The sequence below is a fragment of the Pseudomonas sp. HS6 genome, assembly GCF_023375815.1.
Classification (GTDB): domain Bacteria; phylum Pseudomonadota; class Gammaproteobacteria; order Pseudomonadales; family Pseudomonadaceae; genus Aquipseudomonas.
Genome location: NZ_CP067412.1, coordinates 2,683,552 through 2,705,792, shown reverse-complemented (window position 1 = coordinate 2,705,792; position 22,241 = coordinate 2,683,552). Strand labels below are relative to the sequence as shown.

Genomic DNA, 22,241 nt, shown 5'->3' with positions numbered 1-22,241 from the left:
TTCATATCGACAGCCCATCCGTGCCAATGACCTCGGCCAGCATGCGCGCCCAGCGACCCGCCACGATGCCGTAGTGATCGGTGTCCAGTCGCTGCCAGCTCTGCAACTGCGGCAGCAAGGCTTGCCAGTTGCGTTGCAGCTTTTCCATGTTCCAGTTGTTACCCAGCCCATAAGGATTGGCGTGTCCGGCGATGAACATCCGCACCGGGGTGGTGGTCAGCGCGGGCGGCTGAAAATCGACCATGCTGGTCATGTTGTTGCGACAGCACACCGTCAGCCGTTGCAGATAAGCCTTACGTTCCTCGGACATCGCCTGCCCTTCGACGCCGGGCCAGCGCTGGGCGAACTCACGCTGGAACACCTGCTCGATGGTCCGCTCGTCGATGCCGGCCAGTTCCGCACCGGCATCCGGCGCGGGTGGATCGATCAGGTACAGCAGCGGTTGCCTGAAACCGTCCGCCTGGGCTTGCTGACACAGCGCCTGCGCCACCCAGGCACCGAACGACCAACCCGCCAGACGCCAGGCGCAAACGTCCGGAATGTGAGCCTTGATTGCCTCCAGATACAACCGGGCGCGCTCGACAATGCTGATGTTCGGTAGCGCCGGCAGACGCAACGCGGGGTCCGAAATCACGCACACCCCCAGATCCGCCGGCAACGCCGAAACCAGTTCCCGGTAGGCCTGAACATCGCCGCCCACCGGATGGATCAGGTACAGCCACTCGCGACCGGCGCCGGCATGCCACTGATCGATCCGCACCGCGTCGTTCCAGTTGTGCGGCGCGTCCGCTGAAGCCTCTTCCGTGGAATCTGCCACCAGCCCCAACACTTCGCTCAGGCTAACCTTGTGGCTGAACTGCGATAACTGGAACACCTCGCCGGTAGCCGCTTGCAGTTCGTCGATAAGATCGAGCAACGTCAGCGAATCCGCGCCCAGGTCGTACAGCGAATCGTCGTCCTCAAGCTCAGCGACGCCGAGCCATTTGCACAGGCATTTACGCAGGCGCACGGAAAGATCCACGCCCTTCGGCGCCTCGGCCTGCGCACCCACAGCGCCATGGCGAACCGGATAGAAGCACCGCGCCGTGTCGATGCCGGTGGTGGAAACCAACAGCTGCGGCAACTGCGCTGCCATCGCCAGATCGAATACCCGACAACCCTCTTCCGCCGACAAGCCGACCGTCAGATGCTCCAGGTGCGCAGCGTCCCCGCCATTGCTGGTCGTGGCCATGCCGATGTCGCGCCAGATATCCCAGTTGATCCCCAGACGCAGGCAAGTATTGGTCGAATCCGCACGGTAATGAGTGAAGCCGTCGAGCACACCGCTGGCAGCTGAATAATCCAGATGCCCCGCGCCGCCGAACAGCGCCGACATCGACGAGCAGTACAGGACAAAACCCGGCGAAAGCTGTTCGATCACGGCTTCGACCGCCAGCATGCCGCGGGTCTTGGCGGCCATCGCCTCGGCCATCTGCCGGGGGGCGCGGTGACGAATCAGACTGCCCGCGCCGACACCTGCCGCATGAATGACCCCGGTCAGTTGACCGTAGCGTCGGGCCAGTTGATCGAGTACTTGCGGCCAACGCGACAGGTCAGCGATGTCCGCCTGAATGCAATCGATCCGCGACGCATAAGCCGTCAGATTTGCAGGCAATCGCCCCTGACGCGAGAGCAACACCACACGCCGCGCGGGCGCTTGCAGCAGGTGTTCACACAGGGTCCGACCGATCCCACCGGTTCCACCCAGGACCAGAAACGTGCCGTCTTCCGGCAGCAGGCTGGAAGTCGTGGTCGGCCCCGGCAATGGGTGAGCGATCAACCGTGGCTGCCACAGGTAACCGTCACGCACCGCCATCCGCCGAGGCAACACCGCCGGGTCTCCGAGCAACGCCGCCAGCTCCCCGGCCTGTGTATCAAGGTGCGGCGACGGCCAGTCCAGCCAGTGGCAACGCACCGGGTATTCCTGCGGCACCACTTCGCTGATCCCGGCCAGTGCCGCCAGTTCGGGACGCCGAACCTCACCATCCACCGGACACGCCTGCCACGACATCAACCACAGCCGCAGTCGCGTCGTGCGCGCGGTTTGCCCCCAGGCCTGCATCAGCGCGCTGACCGTGTCCAGACAGGCCCATTGCGCCAGATCCAGAGATTGCTCGTTGACTGCGCCTGACACCGCCAGTGGCAAGGTGTGCAACCAGTCGAGTTCGCCGAGTTCAGGTTCTACGACCTCGGTGAGCAACCGGCTCAAGTCTTCGATGTCCAGCGGATCCAGCTCGAAACGATCCGCACCGAGTTGCTTGAAGCCATTGCCGGCGCGCACTTGGACTACGCGTCGATATACCGCTCGCAGGTGCTCCAGCAACGTCGAGCTGGGCGCTTCATGACTGCAAAGGATCAGCGTTTCTCGTTTGGCATCCGATGCCTTCACGCTCAGGCGTTGGACACGCACCCACTGCCGCTGATGGAACCACTGCGCCAGCGGTTGCCGCTCAATGCCTGCCGAAACGGGGGCAACGATTTCGCCAGCGGGTTGAAACCGATAAGTCTGAAGATCGAACGACGATGGCTGCAAATCCCACGGCGGCGGTGCCGAGCGCTGCGACCACAGGATATTTGCGCCTTCGTACCACGCCTCCAGCACCGTTTGTGGTGAATGGTCCCGGGCTATCAGCTGTGTCCCCGAGGCAGTGACTTCCTTGATCGATGTCGGCTGCAAAGGAATTTCATCACCCGGCTGGCAGACCATCCCGAAGCGCCAGCGCAGTTGCCTGCGACCTGACTGCAAGTGCCGCAGCAACGCGGTGTGCTGCTCCGGGAACGTTTGCTGATAGTCGCGGATCGCCGCGATATCGCGCAGCAATTCCGTTCGACTGTGAGCCGAGATCATCAACAGTGGCAGCGTTTCCCCGACCACCTCCTGCACCTTGGGTGCAGCGCCGACAATCACATGAGCGTTGGTACCGCCAATCCCGAAACTGCTGACACCGGCCAGACGCCGCCGCCCCTCCGGCCATGGCCGCGATGTGGTGGGCACGTAGAACGGCGAATGCTCCAGATCGATCTGCGGATTGATCCGGCCAAACCCGAGGTTCGGTGGCAGCACGCCATGGAACACCGCCAGGCTCGCGCGAATCAGCCCGACCACCCCCGCCGCCGCGCCCAGATGTCCGATCTGGCTCTTCACCGAGGCCAGCGCGCAACTGCCGGCCGGCACCTCGCCGAACGCCTTGGTCAACGCCGCGACCTCGATCGGGTCCCCCAGCAAGGTGCCGGTGCCGTGGGCCTCGATGTAGCCGATGTCCGCGCCGGTCAACCCGGCGCGACTCAAGGCGTCACTGATGACCGCGCTCTGCCCGGCCACCGACGGCGCGGTGTAACTCATCTTGGCCCGGCCATCGTTGTTCAGCGCCGAACCTTCGAGCAACGCGTAGATCCGGTCGCCATCCGCACGCGCCTTGGCCAATGGCTTGAGCACCACCACGCCATAACCACTGGCGCCGATGGTCCCGCTGGCGTCGTCGCTGAACGGGCGGCATAGACCGTCGGCGGAAAAGATGTGCTGCGAACGGTGGCGATAGCCATCTGTCAGGGTCGGATCGATCAGCACACCGGCCGCGAGCATCACGTCACTGTCACCCTGGCGCAGCATCGAACTGGCCAGGTGCACGGCGATCAGCGAGCTGCCGCACGCCGCCTGCACGCTCAGCGCCGGGCCGTTGAGGTCCAGGTGAAACGCGGCTTTGGTCGCCAGAAAGTCCTTGTCGTGATGCAGCGCCATCTGGAAGCCGTCCGGCAGATCGCCTTCGGCCGTGTCACGCAACATCTGCTGGAAATACGTGGTTTCGCCGCAACTGGCGATCAGGCCGATGCGCGGTCCGTCCGCCGACGGGACAATGGCCGCATGTTGCAATGCCTGCACACAGCCCATCAGCAGATGCCGCTGTTGCGGGTCCATCAGCCGCGCTTCCTGACGGCTGATGCCGAAGTACTCGGGATCGAAATCGAGCATGCCGGCCAGTTGGCTGCGGGCGCCGATCAGGCCGTCTTCGGCGGCAAAGTGCTCGATGCCCAACTCGTTGCCTTGCACCATCGCCCAGAACTCGGACAGGTTCTGCGCCCCGGCCACATTGACCGACATACCGATGATCGCCATCGGTTGATGGCCTGCATCGGCTTGCCGTACGCGCTCCACGGCTGCCACCGGGGCGGTCGACAGATGCGCCGCCAGACGCCGTACTGTGACGTGCTCGAAGAGGTCGGCCATCGTCACCTTGTGCGGCAGTTCCTGGGCGTAGCGCGCGTGCAGGCGCATCAGGCCGAGGCTCGTGGCGCCGGCCTCGAAGAAGGTTTGCTCCGGTTCGATGCCCCGCCCGATCACTGCCTGGAACAGCTCGCTCAGCTGCCGTTCCAGTGCGGTCAATTGAACACCCGGTTGTGGCGTGCTGCGACGCTCAAGCGCTTCGCCCAGAGCCGGCAAGGCCTTGCGGTCGATCTTGCCGCTGGGAGTCCGTGGCCAGACGTCGATTCGTCGATACTCATCGATGCGCACATGGGCCGGAAGTCGTTGTGCGACCTGCCGATCCAGTTGTTGCGACGTCGCAGGTTCGCCATCGAGTTGCAGCCACGCGGTCAGTCGCGGTGGATCGACCTGAACCGCCACCACCGCGTTGACCACGTCCGGCACCTGCATCAGCGCCGCCTCGATCTGCCCCAGCTCCAGACGATGGCCGCTGAGTTTGACCTGCTGATCATCACGTCCCAGGTAATGCAGACAGCCTTGGGCGTCGGCCCACGCCAGATCGCCGGTGCGATAGAACAAGCGGCCCTCTGCCAACTCGACGAACCGCGCCGCATTCAACGCAGGATCTGCCAGATAACAACGCTCAACCATCGGCCCCGCCACCAGCAGGTAACCACGGCAGCCGTTCGGCACCGGGCGGTCGTGCTCATCGACCAACATCAACCGGGCATTCCCAACAGCATGGCCAATCGGCGCCCGCAACGGCCAGTCACGCGCCACGGCTGGCAAACGCAAGGCGCTGACCACATGGGTTTCGGTCGGGCCATAGTGATTGAACAATGAAGCTTGGGGCATGCCGCCGAACCAGTTGCGCAGCGCGTCGGTACAGAGCAATTGCTCCCCGGCGGTGATCACTTCGCGCAATGCCGACGGGTAAAAACCCCGGGCTACAGCGGTTTGCGCCAGATGCTGCAAAGCCACGTACGGCAGGAACAACCGTTCGATCCGCGCCTCGACCATGTAATCCAGCAACGCCTCGGCATCCTGACGCCAGCGCGGCGTAATGAGGTGATAGCTGCCGCCCCCGCACAGGGTGCTGAAAATCTCCTGAAACGACACATCGAACGACAGCATGGAGAATTGCAAGGTCACCGCTTTCGCCGGCAACTGCCCTTCGCTGCGCTGCCATTGCAGCAGGTTGCACAGGGTGCGTTCCGGCACTTGCACACCTTTGGGCGTGCCAGTCGAGCCGGAGGTGAACAGCGTGTACAGCGGTCGCTCACCAGTGTGGCGTGGACGCTCGAACGATCCGGCATCGGCGCGCAGATCGACCCGATGCACGGCGAACCGGCCGGCATTCAGATCATCGAGCGCGGCCGCCGTCGTGTCGCTGAACAGCACACAATGCGGCTGCGCCTGCTCCATCACCTGACGCTGGATCGCCATCGGGTAAGCGGGATCCAGCGGCACGGCCGTCAGGTTGAGTTTGGCCAGGGTCAGCAAGGCGATGATGTGTTCCACCGACGCGTCGAGAAACAGCACGACATGCAGCGGAACATTTCCGGCCGGCAACGGATGACGCTCGACCAAGTCAGCAGCCAGAGCGTCGGCCAGTCCATTCAGCTCGCCATAGGTGAGGCGGCGCTGACCTTGAACCAGCGCAACCGCATCCGGCGTGCAATGCACCTGATGCTCGAACCAGTCCGCGAGCGTAATGAACGGCAGTTCGCCCTTCGGCCCTTCACTGGCCGGGGCCAAACCGTGTCGATAAGGACCGAGCAGACTGTCGAGTGTAGTCGCCGGGGTTTCCAGCAACAGGTCCAGACCACGGCGAAACAGCGCGTTCACCGTATGCATCTGTTCAGCATCGAAGTAGCTGCACTGATATTCCCACCAGCATTCCAGCTGCGAACCGCTACCCACCATCAACAAGGTCAGCGGGCACTTCGCTTGCAGATGCTCGTTGAACTCCAGCGTGGCGCGCAGATTTGAATCGGCCAGCGCCGCGTAATCCGTGTTTTCCAGCACGAACATGAAATCGAACAGCGCGGTATTTGACGACAGCCGCAGGTCTTCCACCAGATCCGCCAGCGCCACGTCCTGCAACGCCAGCACCTCGCGCACGGCGGCGGTCTGCTTGCGCAACTGCTCGCCGAGGGTCAGTGCGTGATCAGAGGCGGTGGGGATCAGCACAGTGTTGGCAAACATGCCGACGCTGTCCTCGAATTCCGCCAGCGGCCGGTTGGCCACCGGGCTGGCGATCCGGGGCCGCTCGCACCCGGTCAACGCGTACAGGCTCCAGACGAAAACACTGAACAGCACTTCGAAACGGGTCAGTCGCTGTTGCGTGCAAAAGCGTTCGAGGGCGGTGCTGCGTGCGGCGCCTAACGGTTCCCGGTGTAACCGAGCGTCCGGGCTGATTTCGCGCATTGGCATCAATGCAGGTGACGGTTCCTCCTGCCGACGATGCAACTCGGCCAGGGCGCGACGCTGGTCGCGATAATACGGATCGACGCCCCACTGGCGCTGCCACTGGCCAAATTCCAGCGTCGTCAGATTTGCTCGCGATTCCGGGCTTTCGCGACCTTGCACTGCGTCGGTGTAGAGCTGCGTCAGGTCGTCGAACAGTAGGTTCACCGACCAGCCATCGACGATGATGTGATGCAGATTCAGCAGCAGCCGACAGCTACCATCGGCGAACGGCAACAGCCACGCCTGAAACAGGTTCGGCGTGGTCAGGTCGAACGGCGCGGCAAAGACCAGCTCCGCGAAAGCCTGCCAATTGTCCTCGGTGATATGCCCGACCGCGAAGGTACGGCACGCCGAGCCTTGGTCGGCGATCACCTGATCGAGGCCATCGGCACCGGGCACGAACGCCGTGCGCAATCCGGGATGACGCATCACCAGACGTCCCACGGCCTCGGACAGAGCCGCGACGTCGATACTCGCCGCCAGATGCAGAATCAGCGGCACGCTGTAAGCGGTCGAGGTCGGCGAACGTTGTTGCAACAGCCACAAACGGCGCTGTTCAGCGGTGGCCGGCAAGCGTATGGCACGACTGATCGCAGGCGCAGGTGGATAGATCGAATCGCCACGCTCACTCATCAGTTGTCCGGCCAATGATGAGAAAGACTGGTTGAGCAGAGTGTCGAGGGGGATCTCGCGCTGCCAACGGTTACGAATCGCCGAACGCAAACGCATGGCCTTGAGCGAATCGCCGCCACTGCCCAGCCAGTCATCCTGTGCACTCAGACTCCGTTGACCGAGCAGTGAACGGACCTGACTCAGCAACCAGTCCAGCTCCGGTGAAGCGTTGTCGTCTTCCATCGCCGCCAAAACTGGATGCCACGGACTCAGCCCCTGCGCCAGCAACCCCTCACGATCAATCTTGCCATTAGCCGTCAGCGGCAAGCGCTCCAGCAGAAACAATTGATGCGGTCGCATATACGGCGCCAGTTGTGCCCGCAGATGGGTTTCGAAGGCGTGATAGTCCAGATCCCCGCGCGGCACAATAAACGCCAGCATCTGATGATCTTCTGCCGCCTGACGCCGGGTGCAAACATACACCTGCGCCACGCCCGGGTGCTCCAGCATCCGTTGCTCCACCTCCCCCGGCTCGATGCGGAAGCCGCGAATCTTCACCTGACGGTCGACCCGTCCCAGACACTCCATCAAACCTTCGGCATTGCGCCGCACCAGATCGCCGGTGCGGTAATGGACGTATGCGCCACCATCGAGGTCGGGCAGTCGGACGAACTGACGGGCCGTTTCTTCGGACCGGTTGCGATAGCCACGGGCAACACCGCTGCCACTCAAATACAGCTCGCCCACTTCTCCCGCCCGCACCGGTCGTTGCTGCTCATCCAGCACGTGCACGCGGGTGTCCGGCAACGGGCGGCCAATGGGCACCGAGTCGCCGGTAAAGTCACGGCTGATCGGCCAGCACAGGGCAAACGTGGTGCATTCGGTGGGGCCATAGACGTTATGAATCCGGCACTGGCTCTCTGGATTGGCCCGATACCATGCACGAACCGCCGCAGCGCTGATCTGCTCACCGCCAATCAGCACCTGCCGCACGCTGGAAAAGCACGACGGCCATTCGGCAATCAAGGTGTTGAACAGCGACACCGTCATGAACAGGTTGTCGACCTGCGTCCGCTCCAGCAGTTCGGCGAGCCGCCGCGCATCCAGCACGTCCTCGTCGGCGATCATCACGCAGCAGCCACCGTTGAGCAGCGGTGCCCACAGCTCGAAACTGCACGCATCGAACGCCGGGTTGGACAGACAGGCGAAGCGGTCCGTCGGACGAATTTCGATATAGCCGTCGGTGTGCACCAGGCGCAGCAAGCCGCGCTCGCCGACCTCGACCGCTTTCGGCGTGCCGGTGGTGCCCGAGGTGTAGAACAGGAACATCACCTCGGCAAAGTCTTCAGCCAGCGCTTGCGGTGGGACGTCCGGTTGATCGAGCAAGGCCTCGACGCTGGTTTGCCACAGTGAAGGCGACCACAGCGATTCCTCATCCTGGGTAATCAGGCCGACACACGCCGCATCCGCCAGCATCAACTCACGGCGTTTGAGCGGACTGGCACGGTCCAGCGGCACCACCACCGCGCCAACTTTCAGCGCGCCAAGAATAGCCGCCAGCCACTGCCAGCAACGCGGCATGCACAACGCCAGCGATTGCCCGGGCTCGACGCCACGCGCCAGCAACCCTCGGGCGATGCGCTCGCTGGCGCTGGCCAGTTCCGCGTAAGTCAGGGTTACCGCTCCGTCGATGACGGCCGGAGCTTGCGGATTACGCTTCACTTGCTCGGCGAAACGCGCAAGCAACGTCATGTCTTTGGACGCACTCATCATTTCGCCTCCTGCGCGTCGAAGCGTTGCAGCTCCTGACGGATGATCTGCGAGACCCGATGGATTTCCGCGCTTTCGAGCATGTCCCAGTGCCCGCCGCTGACCAGTTTCGCCAGATAGCCGCTACCCGCGCGGTGACGCCAGAATCCGCGCAGTTCATGCAACTGATGGCTGCTGAAATCTTCCCGGGCCTGAATCAGCACCACACGCCGGGCTTGCGGCGCACATTCATAGGCCGCCATCGCCAGACGGTTGTGGTTGTAAATGTGGAAATAGCGCTCGACTTGCGCGTCTTCGATACCGGGGTACATGCCGTTGAAGCGCACCAGTTTGTCGCGGAACTCGGCCATGTCCACGGTGCCGATCTGCTCGCGGAAACCCGGTTCGTCGCTGCCCTGAGTATCGAGCAGCACCACCGTCACCCGACGATGCCCCGCCGCCGTCAAACGCCGCGCCATTTCATAGGCCACCAGCCCACCGAATGACAGTCCGGTGAGGATCAGCGGGTGCGTCGTCAGCGGTTCGATCAATCGCAGATACGCTTCGGCCATCGCTTCGACTGTCGGCTCGGTGCGCTCTCCCGGATTCAGCCCCGGTGATTGCACGCCGTAGACGCCGGCCTCATCTGGCAGGACTTTGGCCAGCGACAGGTAACAGAACGCCGTACCGCCCGCCGGATGAATGCACACCACATTGCTCTGACCCGTGCCGCGACGAAACTCAATCAGATTGCTCTGGGCCAGCGCCGGGTTGGCCCCGACCCGCAGCCAGCCGCCCAGCGCCTCAATGGTCGGGTAGCTGAGCACCACGCGCACCGGCATTTCAACGGCGAACACCTGGCTGATTTCATGGGCCATCTTGATCGCGGCGATGGAGGTGCCGCCGACGTTGAAGAAGTTGTCGCGAATGCCGATCTGCGGCACCAGCAGCAGGCGTTTCCAGATCTGGTACAGCGTCAGCTCGATGTGATCGCGCGGGCTGCTCAGGTTGACCTGGCGATTGACCATTTCCTCGTCCGCCAACGCTGTCAGCGCAGCACGGTCGACCTTGCCATTGGCGGTCAGCGGCAGGGCGTCGAGCCACAGATAACTGCCGGGGACGACGGCTCGGGGCAGCGTCGTCGCCAAATGGGCCTGCACCGCCGCCTCATCCATCGACTCGGCGACCACACAACAAGCCACCAGTCGCTGATCCTGTGCCGCTTCGCCGACCATCAGCACCACGGCGCTGCGAATGCCGGGAAACGCTTCGAGCCGGGCTTCGATCTCGCCGAGTTCCAGACGCACACCGCGCAACTTGACCTGGAAGTCGTTTCGACCGAGAAACTCCAGCTGGCCGTCCGGGCGATAGCGCGCCAGATCGCCGCTGCGATAGAGGCGATCGCCTGCCACGAACGGATTGTCGATAAAACGCTCGGCACTGAGCTGCGCCAGCCCCAGGTAACCCCGGGCAACGCCCACGCCACCGATGTGCAACTGCCCGGAGACACCCACCGGCACCGGCTCATCGCGGTCATCGAGTACGTAAAAACGGTTGTTGGAAATCGGCCGACCGATCGACAGTTGCCAGGCCGGTACTTCGGCGCCGGGCTCCAGGGTCCAGATGCTGTTGATCACCGTGGTTTCGGTAGGGCCGTAGACGTTGTGCAACCGCGCCAGGGGCAAGCGCTCCTGAAAACGCCGGGCCAGGGCTGGCGGCAACTCACCGCCGCCGCTGAACACATCGGTCAGAGAAGTACACCGGCTGACTTCCTCGACTTCCAAAAACAGCTGCAACATCGCCGGCACAAACACCAGCGCCGTGACCTGCTGCTCGCGCACCTCACGCGCCAGATACGCCGGTTCGTAATGCCCGCCGGGTCGCGCAATGATCAGACGCCCGCCAGTTGCCAATGGCCAGAACGTCTCCCACGCCGAGGCATCGAAACCGAACGGGATCTTGTGCAGCATCGCCCCCGCTTCACCGCAGACCTGCAAGCACCACAGCAGCAGATTGCTCAAGCCACGATGAGCGACCATCGCGCCCTTGGGCAACCCGGTGGTGCCGGAGGTGTAGATCACGTAGGCGAGATGATCAGGGGTGACGCCGACATGGCGCGGATCGAGATTGTCCGCCGGCAACGACGCCCAGTTCGCGGCATCTTTTTCGAGATCGAGAATCGGTGCTTCCCAGGTCGAACCTTGCACAGCCTGACGCAAAATCCCGTGCGCCGAGCCGAGGGTCAGCAGCACCGCCGGCGTGCTGTCGCCGAGCATATGGCTGAGGCGCCCCAGCGGGTAATCCGGATCCAGTGGCACATAGGCGCCGCCGGCCTTGAGTACTGCCAACAGTGCCACCGGCAACTCCAACGAGCGCTCGATGCACACCGCCACGCGCACGTCCGGGCCGACGCCTAGTGTGCGCAAATGCTGCGCCAGTCGGTTGGACCGGGCATTGAGTTCGGCGTAGCTCAGCGACTCGCCTTCAAAGACCACCGCAAAGGCCTGAGGGTTGCACGCGACCTGCGCTTCGACCAGCTGATGTACACATGACGCCGCTTGCGTCAGCGGCGCGGTGCAGTTGAAGTCGACCAGCACCCGCTGACGCTCAGCCTCGTTCATCAACGGCAAGGCATTGATCGGTTGCTTGGCATCGGCGGCGATCTGTTCGAGCAAATGACGGTAGTGCCCGCTCAGGCGTTCGATGGTCGCGACGTCGTAGAGGTCGGTGTTGTATTCCACCAGCAAGTCCAGCCGCCCTTCCCGTTCGACCCATTCGAACGCCAGGTCAAACTTGGCCGTGGCGCTGCTCGTGCTGTACGGCGCCAGTTCCAGACCGGACATCTGTACGCCGCTGCCGGGGGTGTTCTGCAGCACCAGCATCACCTGGAACAGCGGCGAATGAGCGGGATCGCGCTGCGGGTTGACGGCTTCGACCACGCGGTCGAACGGCACATCCTGATGGGCGTGGACGTCGAGCATCTGGCCACGCACCTCGCGCAGCAGTTCGGCGAACGTCTGCTGCGGATTCAGGCGCTGACGCAGCACCAGCGTGTTGACGAAGTGACCGATCAGCGGCTCGATTTCCGGGCGATTACGGTTGGCGAACGGCGTGCCGATGCACAGATCCTGTTGGCCGCTGTGGCGCCACAACAACACCGCCAATGCGCCCAGCAGCACGTTGAACAGCGTGCCCTGGGTCTGGCGGGCCAGCGCCGTGAGTTCGCGCAAGGTGTCGCCATCGACGGAGGAGCTGAAAGTGGCGCCGACATAGCGCTGCACCAACGGCCGCGGCCGGTCGCTGGGCAAAGTCGACAACAGTGGCGCGTCGTCCAGGGTGCGACGCCAGTAATCGAGTTGGGCGTCCAGCACGGCACCGCCCACTCTCTGTTGTTGCCAGCAGGCGTAGTCGGCGTATTGCACTGGCAGCGGCGCCAGGCTCGGTGTTTCGCCACGCAGATAATCGCCGTACAGCGTGGCGACTTCCTGCAGGATCACACCCATCGACCAGCCGTCGGCGATGATGTGGTGCACGCTGTACAGCCACAGGTATTCGTCGTCGTCCACACGCACTAACGACGCCCGCAGCAACGGGCCAGTGGCCAAATCGAATGGCGCCCGAGCGTCCTGCTCGACGGCGAATCGAACTTGTTGCTCACGTTCGGCGGTAGGCAACTGGCGCAGATCCGTTACCGACAACGACAGCGGCATCGACGAATGCACCACCTGACGCGGTTCGCCGTCCACGCTGCAAAACGTCGTGCGCAGGACTTCGTGACGGGCAACCAGTTCGTTCAGCGCCCGCTCCAGCAACGCAACGTTCAGTTGCCCTTTTAGCGTCACCGCCGTGGGCACGTTGTAGAACGGATTGCCGGGTTCCAGTTGATCGAGAAACCACAATTGCCGCTGCGAGAACGACAACGGCCACGCCGCTTGCTCGCCAACACGACGGGAAATCAATGCGTCATCGTGCCCGCTGAGCAAGGCAATCAATTCCTGTTTGTGACGCTTGAGCGCCTGGGTCAGCTCTTCTGTGAGAAACCCGCGAGGCGCCTTGCAACGCAGCTTGTCACCGTCCACCTCGAGCACCACGCCATGGCGAACGAACAGCGCCAGCAATTGATCGGCATTCATACTTCGAACTCCTCCATGTCTTCGTCGTCCAGTCTTGCGGTCACAGACTCGATGGCAAACGCCTCGACCGGCACGCGGTGTTGTTCATCGGCCGTACGTAACCCGCCGATCATCGAGTAGATCAACTCATGACTTGGCCCGAGGTCGAACAGCGCCGTCAGTTGCTGCTCCTCGACCGAGCCTATTCCACACAGGCCCAACCCGTGCTCGACGGCAGTCATGCTCAGTAACTGGGCCATAGCCCCGCTTTCGATATGGCAAAAATCACGGCTGCGCTCGCCATACAGCGGACGAATCGCCGCCATGTCGGCGATGAAGAACAGCGAGAACGCGGCGTCCTCATACACCGGCCGATTGACGAAATAGTCGTAGGTGTCCGGGTCGAGCAATCCGCTCTGGAGCGCCAGCAAACGATGCTGGCGGGGATCGTAGTAATACGCGCCACCGGGCACGCCGAGCACGCGATCCGGTTTGATGTAGAGGTACGCCTGAATCGGGTACAGGCCGCCCGCCGACGGGAACTGGTATTTCACCTCGCCGTCGAGTTGCCCCTGGGCCAGTGCGGCCAACAAATGCGCGAAGGCTTGGGTGGCGATCGGTTGCAGATCGTATTGACGCACTGAGCGGTAATCGCTCAAACGTCGGGTGAAGGCCGGGTCTTGTGGCAGTTCCAATGCCACTGCCGGCAGGGCTTGAGCAAAGTTACGACGGCCACGTTGTTCAGCCTTGAACTGCGCCCGCTGTTGCGGATCTTCGATGACATCCTGCGTTGTTTCCGGTGTCTGCTGAACGTTGCCGAGCAGCTCCTGGCGGGAAAGGTTCTGGCGGTACATGCCGAGCAGATGCAGCAACGTCGGCTGGGCCAGCAGCTGCGCCACATGCGGGCGGAACTGCAAGGCGCCGGACAAAGCGTTGCTGATCCGGACGATATCGATCGATGTTGCACCGAGGTTCAGCAGGTTGGCGTTGGCGGCAATGGATTCGCGCTTGAGCACGTCCTGCACGATTTCCACCAGCCGCTGTTCCTGCGGGCCCTCGACGTCCAGCGCCGGCCCTTGTTCTTCGATTTGTGCCGGTTCCGGCAGGCGTTTCTTGTCGACCTTGCCGTTGGAGGACAACGGCCAGGCTTCGACGAAGGTAAACGACGTCGGAATCATGTAAGCCGGCAGCTTGTCCGTCAGGTAGTCGGTGAAATCACTCGCCTGCAACGCTGGATCAGCCTTGAGCACATAGCCTGCCAGACGTTTCTCACCCAGCGTGCTGCCAAGAATTCGCACCACCGCGCTCTGCACGCCGGGATGACGATTGAGCGCGGCTTCGATCTCGCCCAGCTCGATGCGATAGCCCTGGACCTTGACCTGATTGTCTTCGCGACCGAGGAACTCGATGTTCCCGTCCGACAGCAAACGGCCCAGGTCGCCGGTGCGATACAGCCGTTCGCCGGTCAGTGGATGAGCGAAGAAACTGCCTGCGCTGAGTTTTTCATCGCGCCAGTAACCTTTCGCCAGACCTATACCACCGATGTACAGCTGACCCGCAACCCAGGTCGGGCGCACTTGCAGCGCTTCATCCAGCACGTAGAAACGCTGATGATCGAGGGCCTTGCCGTAGGGAATGCTGCGCCAGGCCGGGTCGACGTGCTTCACCGGATAATAGATCGACCAGATCGATGCTTCGGTGGCGCCGCCCAGGCTGATCAGTTGCAAATCTGGCTGCAAGGCCCAGGCCCGCTCGGGCAGGGTCAACGGAATCCAGTCGCCGGACAGCATCGCCACCCGCAGGCTGGCAGGCAACGCGCCGCCCTCGCCCTCCACGTACTCGACCAGCATGCCAAGCAGCGCCGGCACTGAGTTCCACAGGCTGACCTTATGACGCTTGATCAATTCGAGCCAGTGCGCCGGATCAAGGGTCAGTTGCGGGTCGAGGATGACCACCGCCGCGCCTACCGCCAGCGTGCCGAAGAAGTCATAGACCGACAGGTCGAAACTCAGCGAAGAGATCGCCAATACGCGGTCGTTCGGGCCGACGGCAAAGCGCCGGTTGATGTCGAGCAAGGTGTTGACCGCACCGCGATGATCGATCACCACGCCTTTGGGCTGGCCGGTGGAGCCGGAGGTGTAGATTACGTAGGCGAGGTCGCTTTCGTTCACTTGAACTGGTTGCAGTGGCAGTCCATCGTTTGAGACTTCATCGGTCACGGCAATGGCCGTGACCTGCGCCGGCCATTCGATTTTGTCGAGCAACTCCGGTTGGGTCAGGGCCTGGCTTGCCTCGGCCCGCTCCAGAATATGCCGCAACCGTTCCGCTGGCTGACTGGGTTCGATGGGCAGGTAGGCGCCGCCGGCATACAGAATTGCCAGGGTTGCGACTACTTGCTCCCAGCCGCGCTCCATCACCACCGCGACCAAGCGGTTCGGCATCACACCCTGCGCTTGCAGTCGGGCGCCGAGTTGCCGGGCTTCGCTGCGCACCTGGGCGTAAGTCAACTGTCGCGCGCCGATCACCGCCAGTGCATCCGGCGTGACAAGGGCCTGACGCTCGAACAGTTCGTGCATCAACGGCAACGTTTGCTGTTTGTTGACCGGCGCCGGCAAGCGCGCTTGCGGCAGCAGTTGTGGCGTGTTTGCGTTCCATGCTTGCGGCTCGCACAGGCGATCCAGCAGCGTGTTATAGGCGACGAACATCTGCTCGATCATGCCTTGCGGGAACAGTTCGTCGATGCTGTCCCAGTTGAACAACAGCCGTCCTTCCAGCTCCAGCAAGGTGTGGTCGAGCCATACCTGCGGGGTCTGGGTGATGCTGTGCATGTGTTTGGCGTTCAACGCGTCGGCCAGGTTGAACTCGGCCAGTTCCGGCGCTGCTTCCGACAGCGTGCTGTTGAACACGATCGGCATTGCCGTCTGCTGCACGCCCCGGGCCTGGGACAATTCGCGCAGCACCCGCACGCCGCTGACCACCGAATGATCGATGTCGCGCCAGAGCTGCGCCTGCACGGCGCGGGCCTTGTCGGTGAAGGTTTGAGTTCCGTCGATGCCGACTTCCAGCAGTACCAGCGAGGTGAAGTCGCCGATGATTTCGTCGATATCCGGGTGCAGCGGCATACGGTTGAACAGCGGCAGGCTCAGGGTAAAACGCGGGGTGCGGCTCCACAGCGCCAGCACTTCGCTGAAGGCTGTCAGGAGCATCACCGACGGCGTCACCGCAAACTGTTTGGCCACCGCCTTGAGTTTCGTCCATTGCGCGGCCGACATGTCGCGGTCGCGGCGGGTGAAGTGCGGGTTGGTAACGCTTTCGGGTTGGCACACCAGCGGCAGGTCTGGCGCCGGGGCCAGAGTGGTCACCCGTTCGCGCCAGTAACTCAGCGCCTGTTCGTAGCGGCGGCCGCTGCGCAGTTGCTGTTCGGCCAGCACGTAGTCGCGGAAGGTCAGGCCAGGTTCCGCCCGTTCCAGCGTCGGATCGACGTAGAACGCCATCAATTCGCGGGCGAGAATCTGCGTGCTCGCGGCGTCGACGATCAGCGCATCGAGGCTGATGTGAAGATGGGTGATGCCGTCATCGAGCAGCGACAGGCTGAACTCGAACAGCGGCCAGCGACTGGCGTCCAGCACTTGATGGGACTGGCGTTCGCGGGTCGTTTCCAGCGTGTGTTGCGCCACGTCGACAGGCAAACCGCGCAGATCGCTGCGGGGCATGCAGTAGGTCGGCACCTGCGCCAGCACCTGTTGCGTGCCGTCGCTGAGGAACACCACGCGCAGCATGTCGTGACGCAGGATCATGCGATTCAGGGCTCGTTCGAAACGCTCGGCGTCGAAGTCGGGAATCCGCAGTTCTTCGTAGCCGTGGGCGCTGACGCCACCGAGGCTGACCGTAGCCTCGCGACCGAACCAGTAGGCCTGCTGGATATCGGTCAGAGGGAATGGTTCATGTCGGGCGCCACGATCCGGCTCGATCTGGATGAACGCCGGCTCGATACTTTGATCATCACGCGAGGCCTGTGCAGCCAGATCCATCAAAACCGGCGTCTGGAACAGGCTGCTCAGGGACAGCTGGGCACCCATGCGCTGGTTGATCGCGTAGATCATCCGGGTCGCCAGCAGCGAGTGGCCGCCGAGGTCGAAGAAGTTGTCGTAGATGCCGACCCGCTCGCACTTGAGCACTTCGGCCCAGATCTCGGCCATTTGCCGTTCGGTGTCATTGCGCGGCGCCTCGTAGATTGCCCCGGCACTGCGCTCCGGTGCCGGCAGCGCTTGTCTATCGAGCTTGCCGTTGCGGGTCAGTGGCAATTGCGAAAGCCGAACCCAGGCACTCGGGATCATGTGTTCGGGCAACTGGCGTTGCAGTTCGGCACGCAGAAATTCACTGGTCGCGGAGCCGACCACATACGCCACCAGACGCTTGTCCCCGGCCACGTCTTCACGCAACAGCACGGCGGCTTCCTGCACGCCGGGCTGTTGATGCAGCAGGCTGTCGATCTCGCCGAGTTCGATGCGAAAGCCGCGCAGTTTCACCTGTTGGTCTATACGTCCCAGGTATTTCACGTTGCCGTCGGCCTGGAATTTCGCAAGGTCGCCGCTGCGGTACATCCGCGCGCCCGGTTCTTCGCTGAACGGGTCCGGCAGGAAGCGTTCGGCGGTCAGGTCCGGGCGGTTCAAGTAACCCCGGGCCAGACACGCGCCGGCGATGTACAACTCGCCCGCCACGCCGACCGGGACGGGATTCAGGTGTTCGTCCAGCACGTACAGCCGCACGTTGGCGATGGGCCGGCCAATGGGCGGCGCGTCCGGCCAGGATTCGGCCTCGCTACAGGCAAGACTGAACTGGCTGACCACATGGGTTTCGGTCGGCCCGTACTGGTTGTGCAACTGCGCCCCACCGAGCCCACGGACAAAACCGCGCAGCTCGTCATTGATTTGCAGGGCTTCACCGGCGGTGATGATTTCGCAGCCACCGGCCGGCATGGGTGCATCGGCCTCGCTCAGACCGGCGAGTTGCTGCAACACGGCAAACGGCAGGAACGCCCGCTGCACACCTTCGGCCACGAGCGTCGGGCGCAACGCGGCGAGGTCCTTGCGGCCGTCTTCGGTCATCAGCAACAGGCTGCCGCCCTGGGAGAGCGTGCTGCAGACTTCCTGGAAAGAGACGTCGAAATTCAGCGAGGCGAATTGCAGCACACGCCGTGGTGCCGTGGTTTGATCGAGTTGCCAGGCGATCAGGTTATTCAGCGCACGACGGCTGTGGGCCACGCCTTTCGGGCGGCCGGTGGAGCCGGAGGTGTAGAGCACATAGCCGAGGTTTTCCGGGCTCACCGAGACCTGCGGTTCATCAGTTGAGTGTTGTGCCCATTGCGATGCGTCAGTGTCCAGGCAGCAGACTTTCGCCTCGTGAGCCGGCAGTCCGGCCAAAAGACTGGACTGAGTCAACAGCAAGGTCGGCGCGGCATCGCTGAACATGAACGCCAGACGTTCGCTCGGGTAAGCCGGATCGAATGGCACGTACGCGGCGCCAGCCTTGAGGATCGCCAACAGGCCGATAACCATCTGCGGCGAACGCTCAAGACACAGGCCGACGCGATGCTCGGGGCTGACGCCTTGTTCGATCAGGTAATGCGCGAGACGGTTGACCGCGCGGTTCAGTTCGCCATAACTCAGTTGCTCGCGGTCGGCGAGCAGCGCCACGGCATCGGGCGTTTGCCGGGCCAGAGTTTCGAAACGCGCCACGCAATCGGGCAGCGACGCGGTATCCTGTGCGGTACGGTTCCAGTCATAAACGATCTGCTGGTGTTGCTCGGCGCTCAGCAGCTTGATCCTCACCAGCGACTGTTGGCTGTCCTCGACCATTTGCGTCAGCACCCGACGCAGGTACTCGCCGAACTGCTCGACGGTGCCGCGTTCGAACAGGCCTGAGGCGAACTCCAGCCCACCGACAATCTGCCCGTCCCGTTCACTGAGCGCCAGTTGCAGATCGAACTTGGCTACGTGATGACTGCTCTCGACCGGCGTGACTTCAAGCCCGGTCAGCAGCAGGTCGGAATCCTGATCCTGCTCCCAGGCAAACAGCACCTGGAACAACGGACTGTGGGCCAGACTGCGTGGCGGGTTGAGCAATTCCACCACTTGCTCGAACGGCAGGTCCTGATGCTCCTGAGCCTCCAGCGCAACCCGCCGCGCCTGTTGCAGCCATTGCGCTACTGACGGCGTACCCGATTGGGTCATGCGCAGGGCCAGGGTGTTGACGAAGAAACCGATCAACCCTTCCAGTTCCTGTTGCGGACGGTTGGCCGACGGCACGCCGATCACCACATCGCTCTGCCCCGACAGGCGCAACAACAGCAGCGAAAAACCGGCCAGCAAATTCATGAACAGCGTGGTGCCTTGCTGCATGCCCAAGGCTTTCAGGCGCGTGGTCAAAGCTTCGTCAACGATCAGTGGGACAAAGCCGCCGAGGTAATCCTGCACGGGCGGACGCTTGTGATCGGTCGGCAACTCGAGCAGCACCGGTGCGCCTGTGAGGGTTTCGCGCCAGTAACAGCTTTGCTGCTCCAACACGTTGCCGGACAGCCAATGCTTTTGCCACACGGCGTAATCCACGTACTGCACGGGCAATGGCGGCAGCGGATCGTCGCGATCCTGCAACGCCGCTTCGTATAGTTGCCCCAGCTCACGAGTGAGCACGCCCATCGACCAGCCATCGGAGATGATGTGGTGCTGGATCAGCAGCAGTACATGATCGTCCGCCGCCAGTCGCACCAGACTTACGCGCATCAGCGGGCCACGGCTCAGGTCGAACGGCCGGTCGCCCTCCTCGTCGATCAACCGTGTGAGAAGTTCTTGAGTATCGGGACCATGCAGATCGGTTACGGTCAGTCGAATGCTGTGCGCAGGTGGTGAAACCTGCTGCCGTCCTTCCCCTTCGACGGCGATGAACGTCGTGCGCAGTGCAGCGTGGCGCGCCACCAGTTGATTGAAGCTGCGCTCAAGTGCCGGCACATCCAGTGATCCACGCAAACGCAGGTTCAGGGGCATGTGATACGCCGCGTTGCCACCCTCCATCTGTGCCAGAAACCACAGGCGCTGCTGAGCAGACGACAACGTTTGCGCGCCAGACCGTTCAAGGGCCGCAATGGCTGGACGAGCCGCGACCTGACTGGCTTGCAGCCGTTCGGCGAACTGCTTCAGAACGGGGGCGGCAAACAGGGTCGAAGGCGCGGCTTCCAGCCCTAGCGTATGACGAACCTGCGCCAGCACACGCATCACCAGCAGCGAGTGACCGCCGAGGGCAAAGAACTGATCTTCACGCCCCACTCGCTCAACGCCGAGCACCTCGGCCCAGATCGCGGCGAGCGCAGTTTCCAAAGAGCCCTGTGGCGCCTGGTATTCCTGCTGATCGAATGCCTCGACGTCCGGCGCCGGCAAACCGGGCCGATCGACCTTGCCGTTGGCGGTCAGCGGAAACGCATCCAGACGCACGAATGCAGTCGGAACCATGTAATCCGGCAGGCTGATTTGCAGCTGTTCGCGCAATGAACGCGGGCTCAGCGTTGTGCCCGGTTTTTCGCAGTAATAAGCGACCAGTCGAGGTTCACCGAGGCCGTCCTGACGCAGCAGCACCACGCTTTCACGCACGCCTGCAATGTCCGCCAGCCGGGTTTCGATTTCCCCCAGTTCCAGACGCAGACCGCGCAACTTGGCCTGGGAGTCGTTGCGGCCGAGGAACTCCACTTGACCGTCCGTGCGGTAACGCGCCAGATCCCCGGTTCGGTAAAAGCGTTCGCCCGCCACGAACGGGTTGTCGATGAAACGCTCGGCAGTGAGTTGCGGCAGGTTCAGATAACCCCGCGCCACGCCGACGCCACCGATGTACAGCTCGCCGGCGACACCCTCGGCAACGGGCAATCCTTGCTCGTCCAGCAGGTAAATCCGGGTATTGGGCAGTGCCTGGCCAATGGGCAACACCGCGTCGACCTGACTGCCTTCGGTGAACTCGAAACAGGTGCTGTCGATGCTCGCTTCGGTCACGCCATAAGCCTGGACGATCTGCACCCGCTCACCACAGAGCCTGCGCAATTGCCGCGCACTGTGGGCAGTCCAGATGTCCGAGCCGCAGACCACGGTGCGCAGAAATGACAAGTCATGGCCGGTCTCTTCGACCCAGGCCAGCAAGGGATTGAGCAGCGCCGGGACGAAGTCGGCAAAGCCGATCTTCGCTTCCTGCATCAAGCGATACAGGGCCGGCGGGTCCATCAAAGTGTCCCGAGGGCACAGCACCAGCGTGCCGCCAAACCCCAACGCACGGATCAGATCGGCGCTGAACACGTCGAAGGAAAAACCGGCCATTTGCAGGTGATTGATCGGCTCACCCAAGGCATAGAGTTGTGCCCAGGCAGCGCTCACGGCAATCAGCCCGCGATGCTCGACCATCACGCCTTTCGGGGTGCCTGTCGAACCGGATGTATAGATAACGTAGGCCAGGTGTCGGGGTGTCAGGCCTGTCGCGTAAGGATCGGGATTGTCCGGTGACTGTGAAGCCCAATGTGTTGAATCACCCAGATCGAGTACTGTCGGTGCAGTGGCCGATTGTTCGAGCGCGGCCAACAAGACATGCCGCGCCTGACCGTGGGTCAACACCACCGGCGGCGCGCTGTCGGCCAGCATGTGCGCCAGCCGCGCTTGCGGATATGCCGGGTCCAGTGGCACATAAGCGCCTCCGGCCTTGAGCACTGCGAGCACGCCCACCAGCATCTCCAGCGAACGCTCGAGACAAATCCCCACCCGCACATCCGGCCCGACCCCAAGGCTGCGCAGGTGATGGGCCAGTCGATTGGCCCGGATATTGAGATCGCGGTAACTGAGCGCCTCTTCCTGCCAACGTACGGCAATGGCCTCGGGGTTGCGCAGCACGTGCGCTTCAAACAGGCCGTGCACGCACAGATCGGTGTCGAACGGAATCGAGGATGAAACGTCGGGCTGCACGGGATTCATCCCACGCAAGGAAGTGTTGTCTAGCATCGGAGGCTACCGTCCATGACTGCATTATTT

The 22,241-nt window shown here is 63.0% G+C and carries 3 protein-coding genes; all 3 read right to left on the bottom strand.

The features are described from left to right. Position 1 precedes the first annotated feature (1 nt). From JJN09_RS12215 to JJN09_RS12205, 3 genes are read right to left on the bottom strand one after another with little or no spacing between them, the layout of a single operon-like run. Positions 2–9,097 carry a hybrid non-ribosomal peptide synthetase/type I polyketide synthase gene (locus JJN09_RS12215; protein ID WP_249490353.1) on the bottom strand — a complete coding sequence of 3,032 codons (9,096 nt, stop codon included), beginning with the start codon at positions 9,095–9,097 and terminating at the stop codon, positions 2–4. Further along, positions 9,094–13,206 carry an amino acid adenylation domain-containing protein gene (locus JJN09_RS12210; RefSeq protein ID WP_249490352.1) on the bottom strand — a complete coding sequence of 1,371 codons (4,113 nt, stop codon included), beginning with the start codon at positions 13,204–13,206 and terminating at the stop codon, positions 9,094–9,096. Before JJN09_RS12210 ends, JJN09_RS12215 begins: the two co-directional genes overlap by 4 nt. After that, complete coding sequence (locus tag JJN09_RS12205; protein ID WP_249490351.1) at positions 13,203–22,211, bottom strand: non-ribosomal peptide synthetase; 9,009 nt, start codon at positions 22,209–22,211, stop codon at positions 13,203–13,205. Before JJN09_RS12205 ends, JJN09_RS12210 begins: the two co-directional genes overlap by 4 nt. Between the last annotated feature and the right edge of the window lie 30 nt (positions 22,212–22,241).

Bases quoted from the DNA above. Each gene is read 5' to 3' on its own strand.
- JJN09_RS12215 (WP_249490353.1), bottom strand. From the start codon at position 9,097: ATGATGAGTGCGTCCAAAGACATGACGTTGCTTGCGCGTTTCGCCGAG.
- JJN09_RS12210 (WP_249490352.1), bottom strand. From the start codon at position 13,206: ATGAATGCCGATCAATTGCTGGCGCTGTTCGTTCGCCATGGCGTGGTG.
- JJN09_RS12205 (WP_249490351.1), bottom strand. From the start codon at position 22,211: ATGCTAGACAACACTTCCTTGCGTGGGATGAATCCCGTGCAGCCCGAC.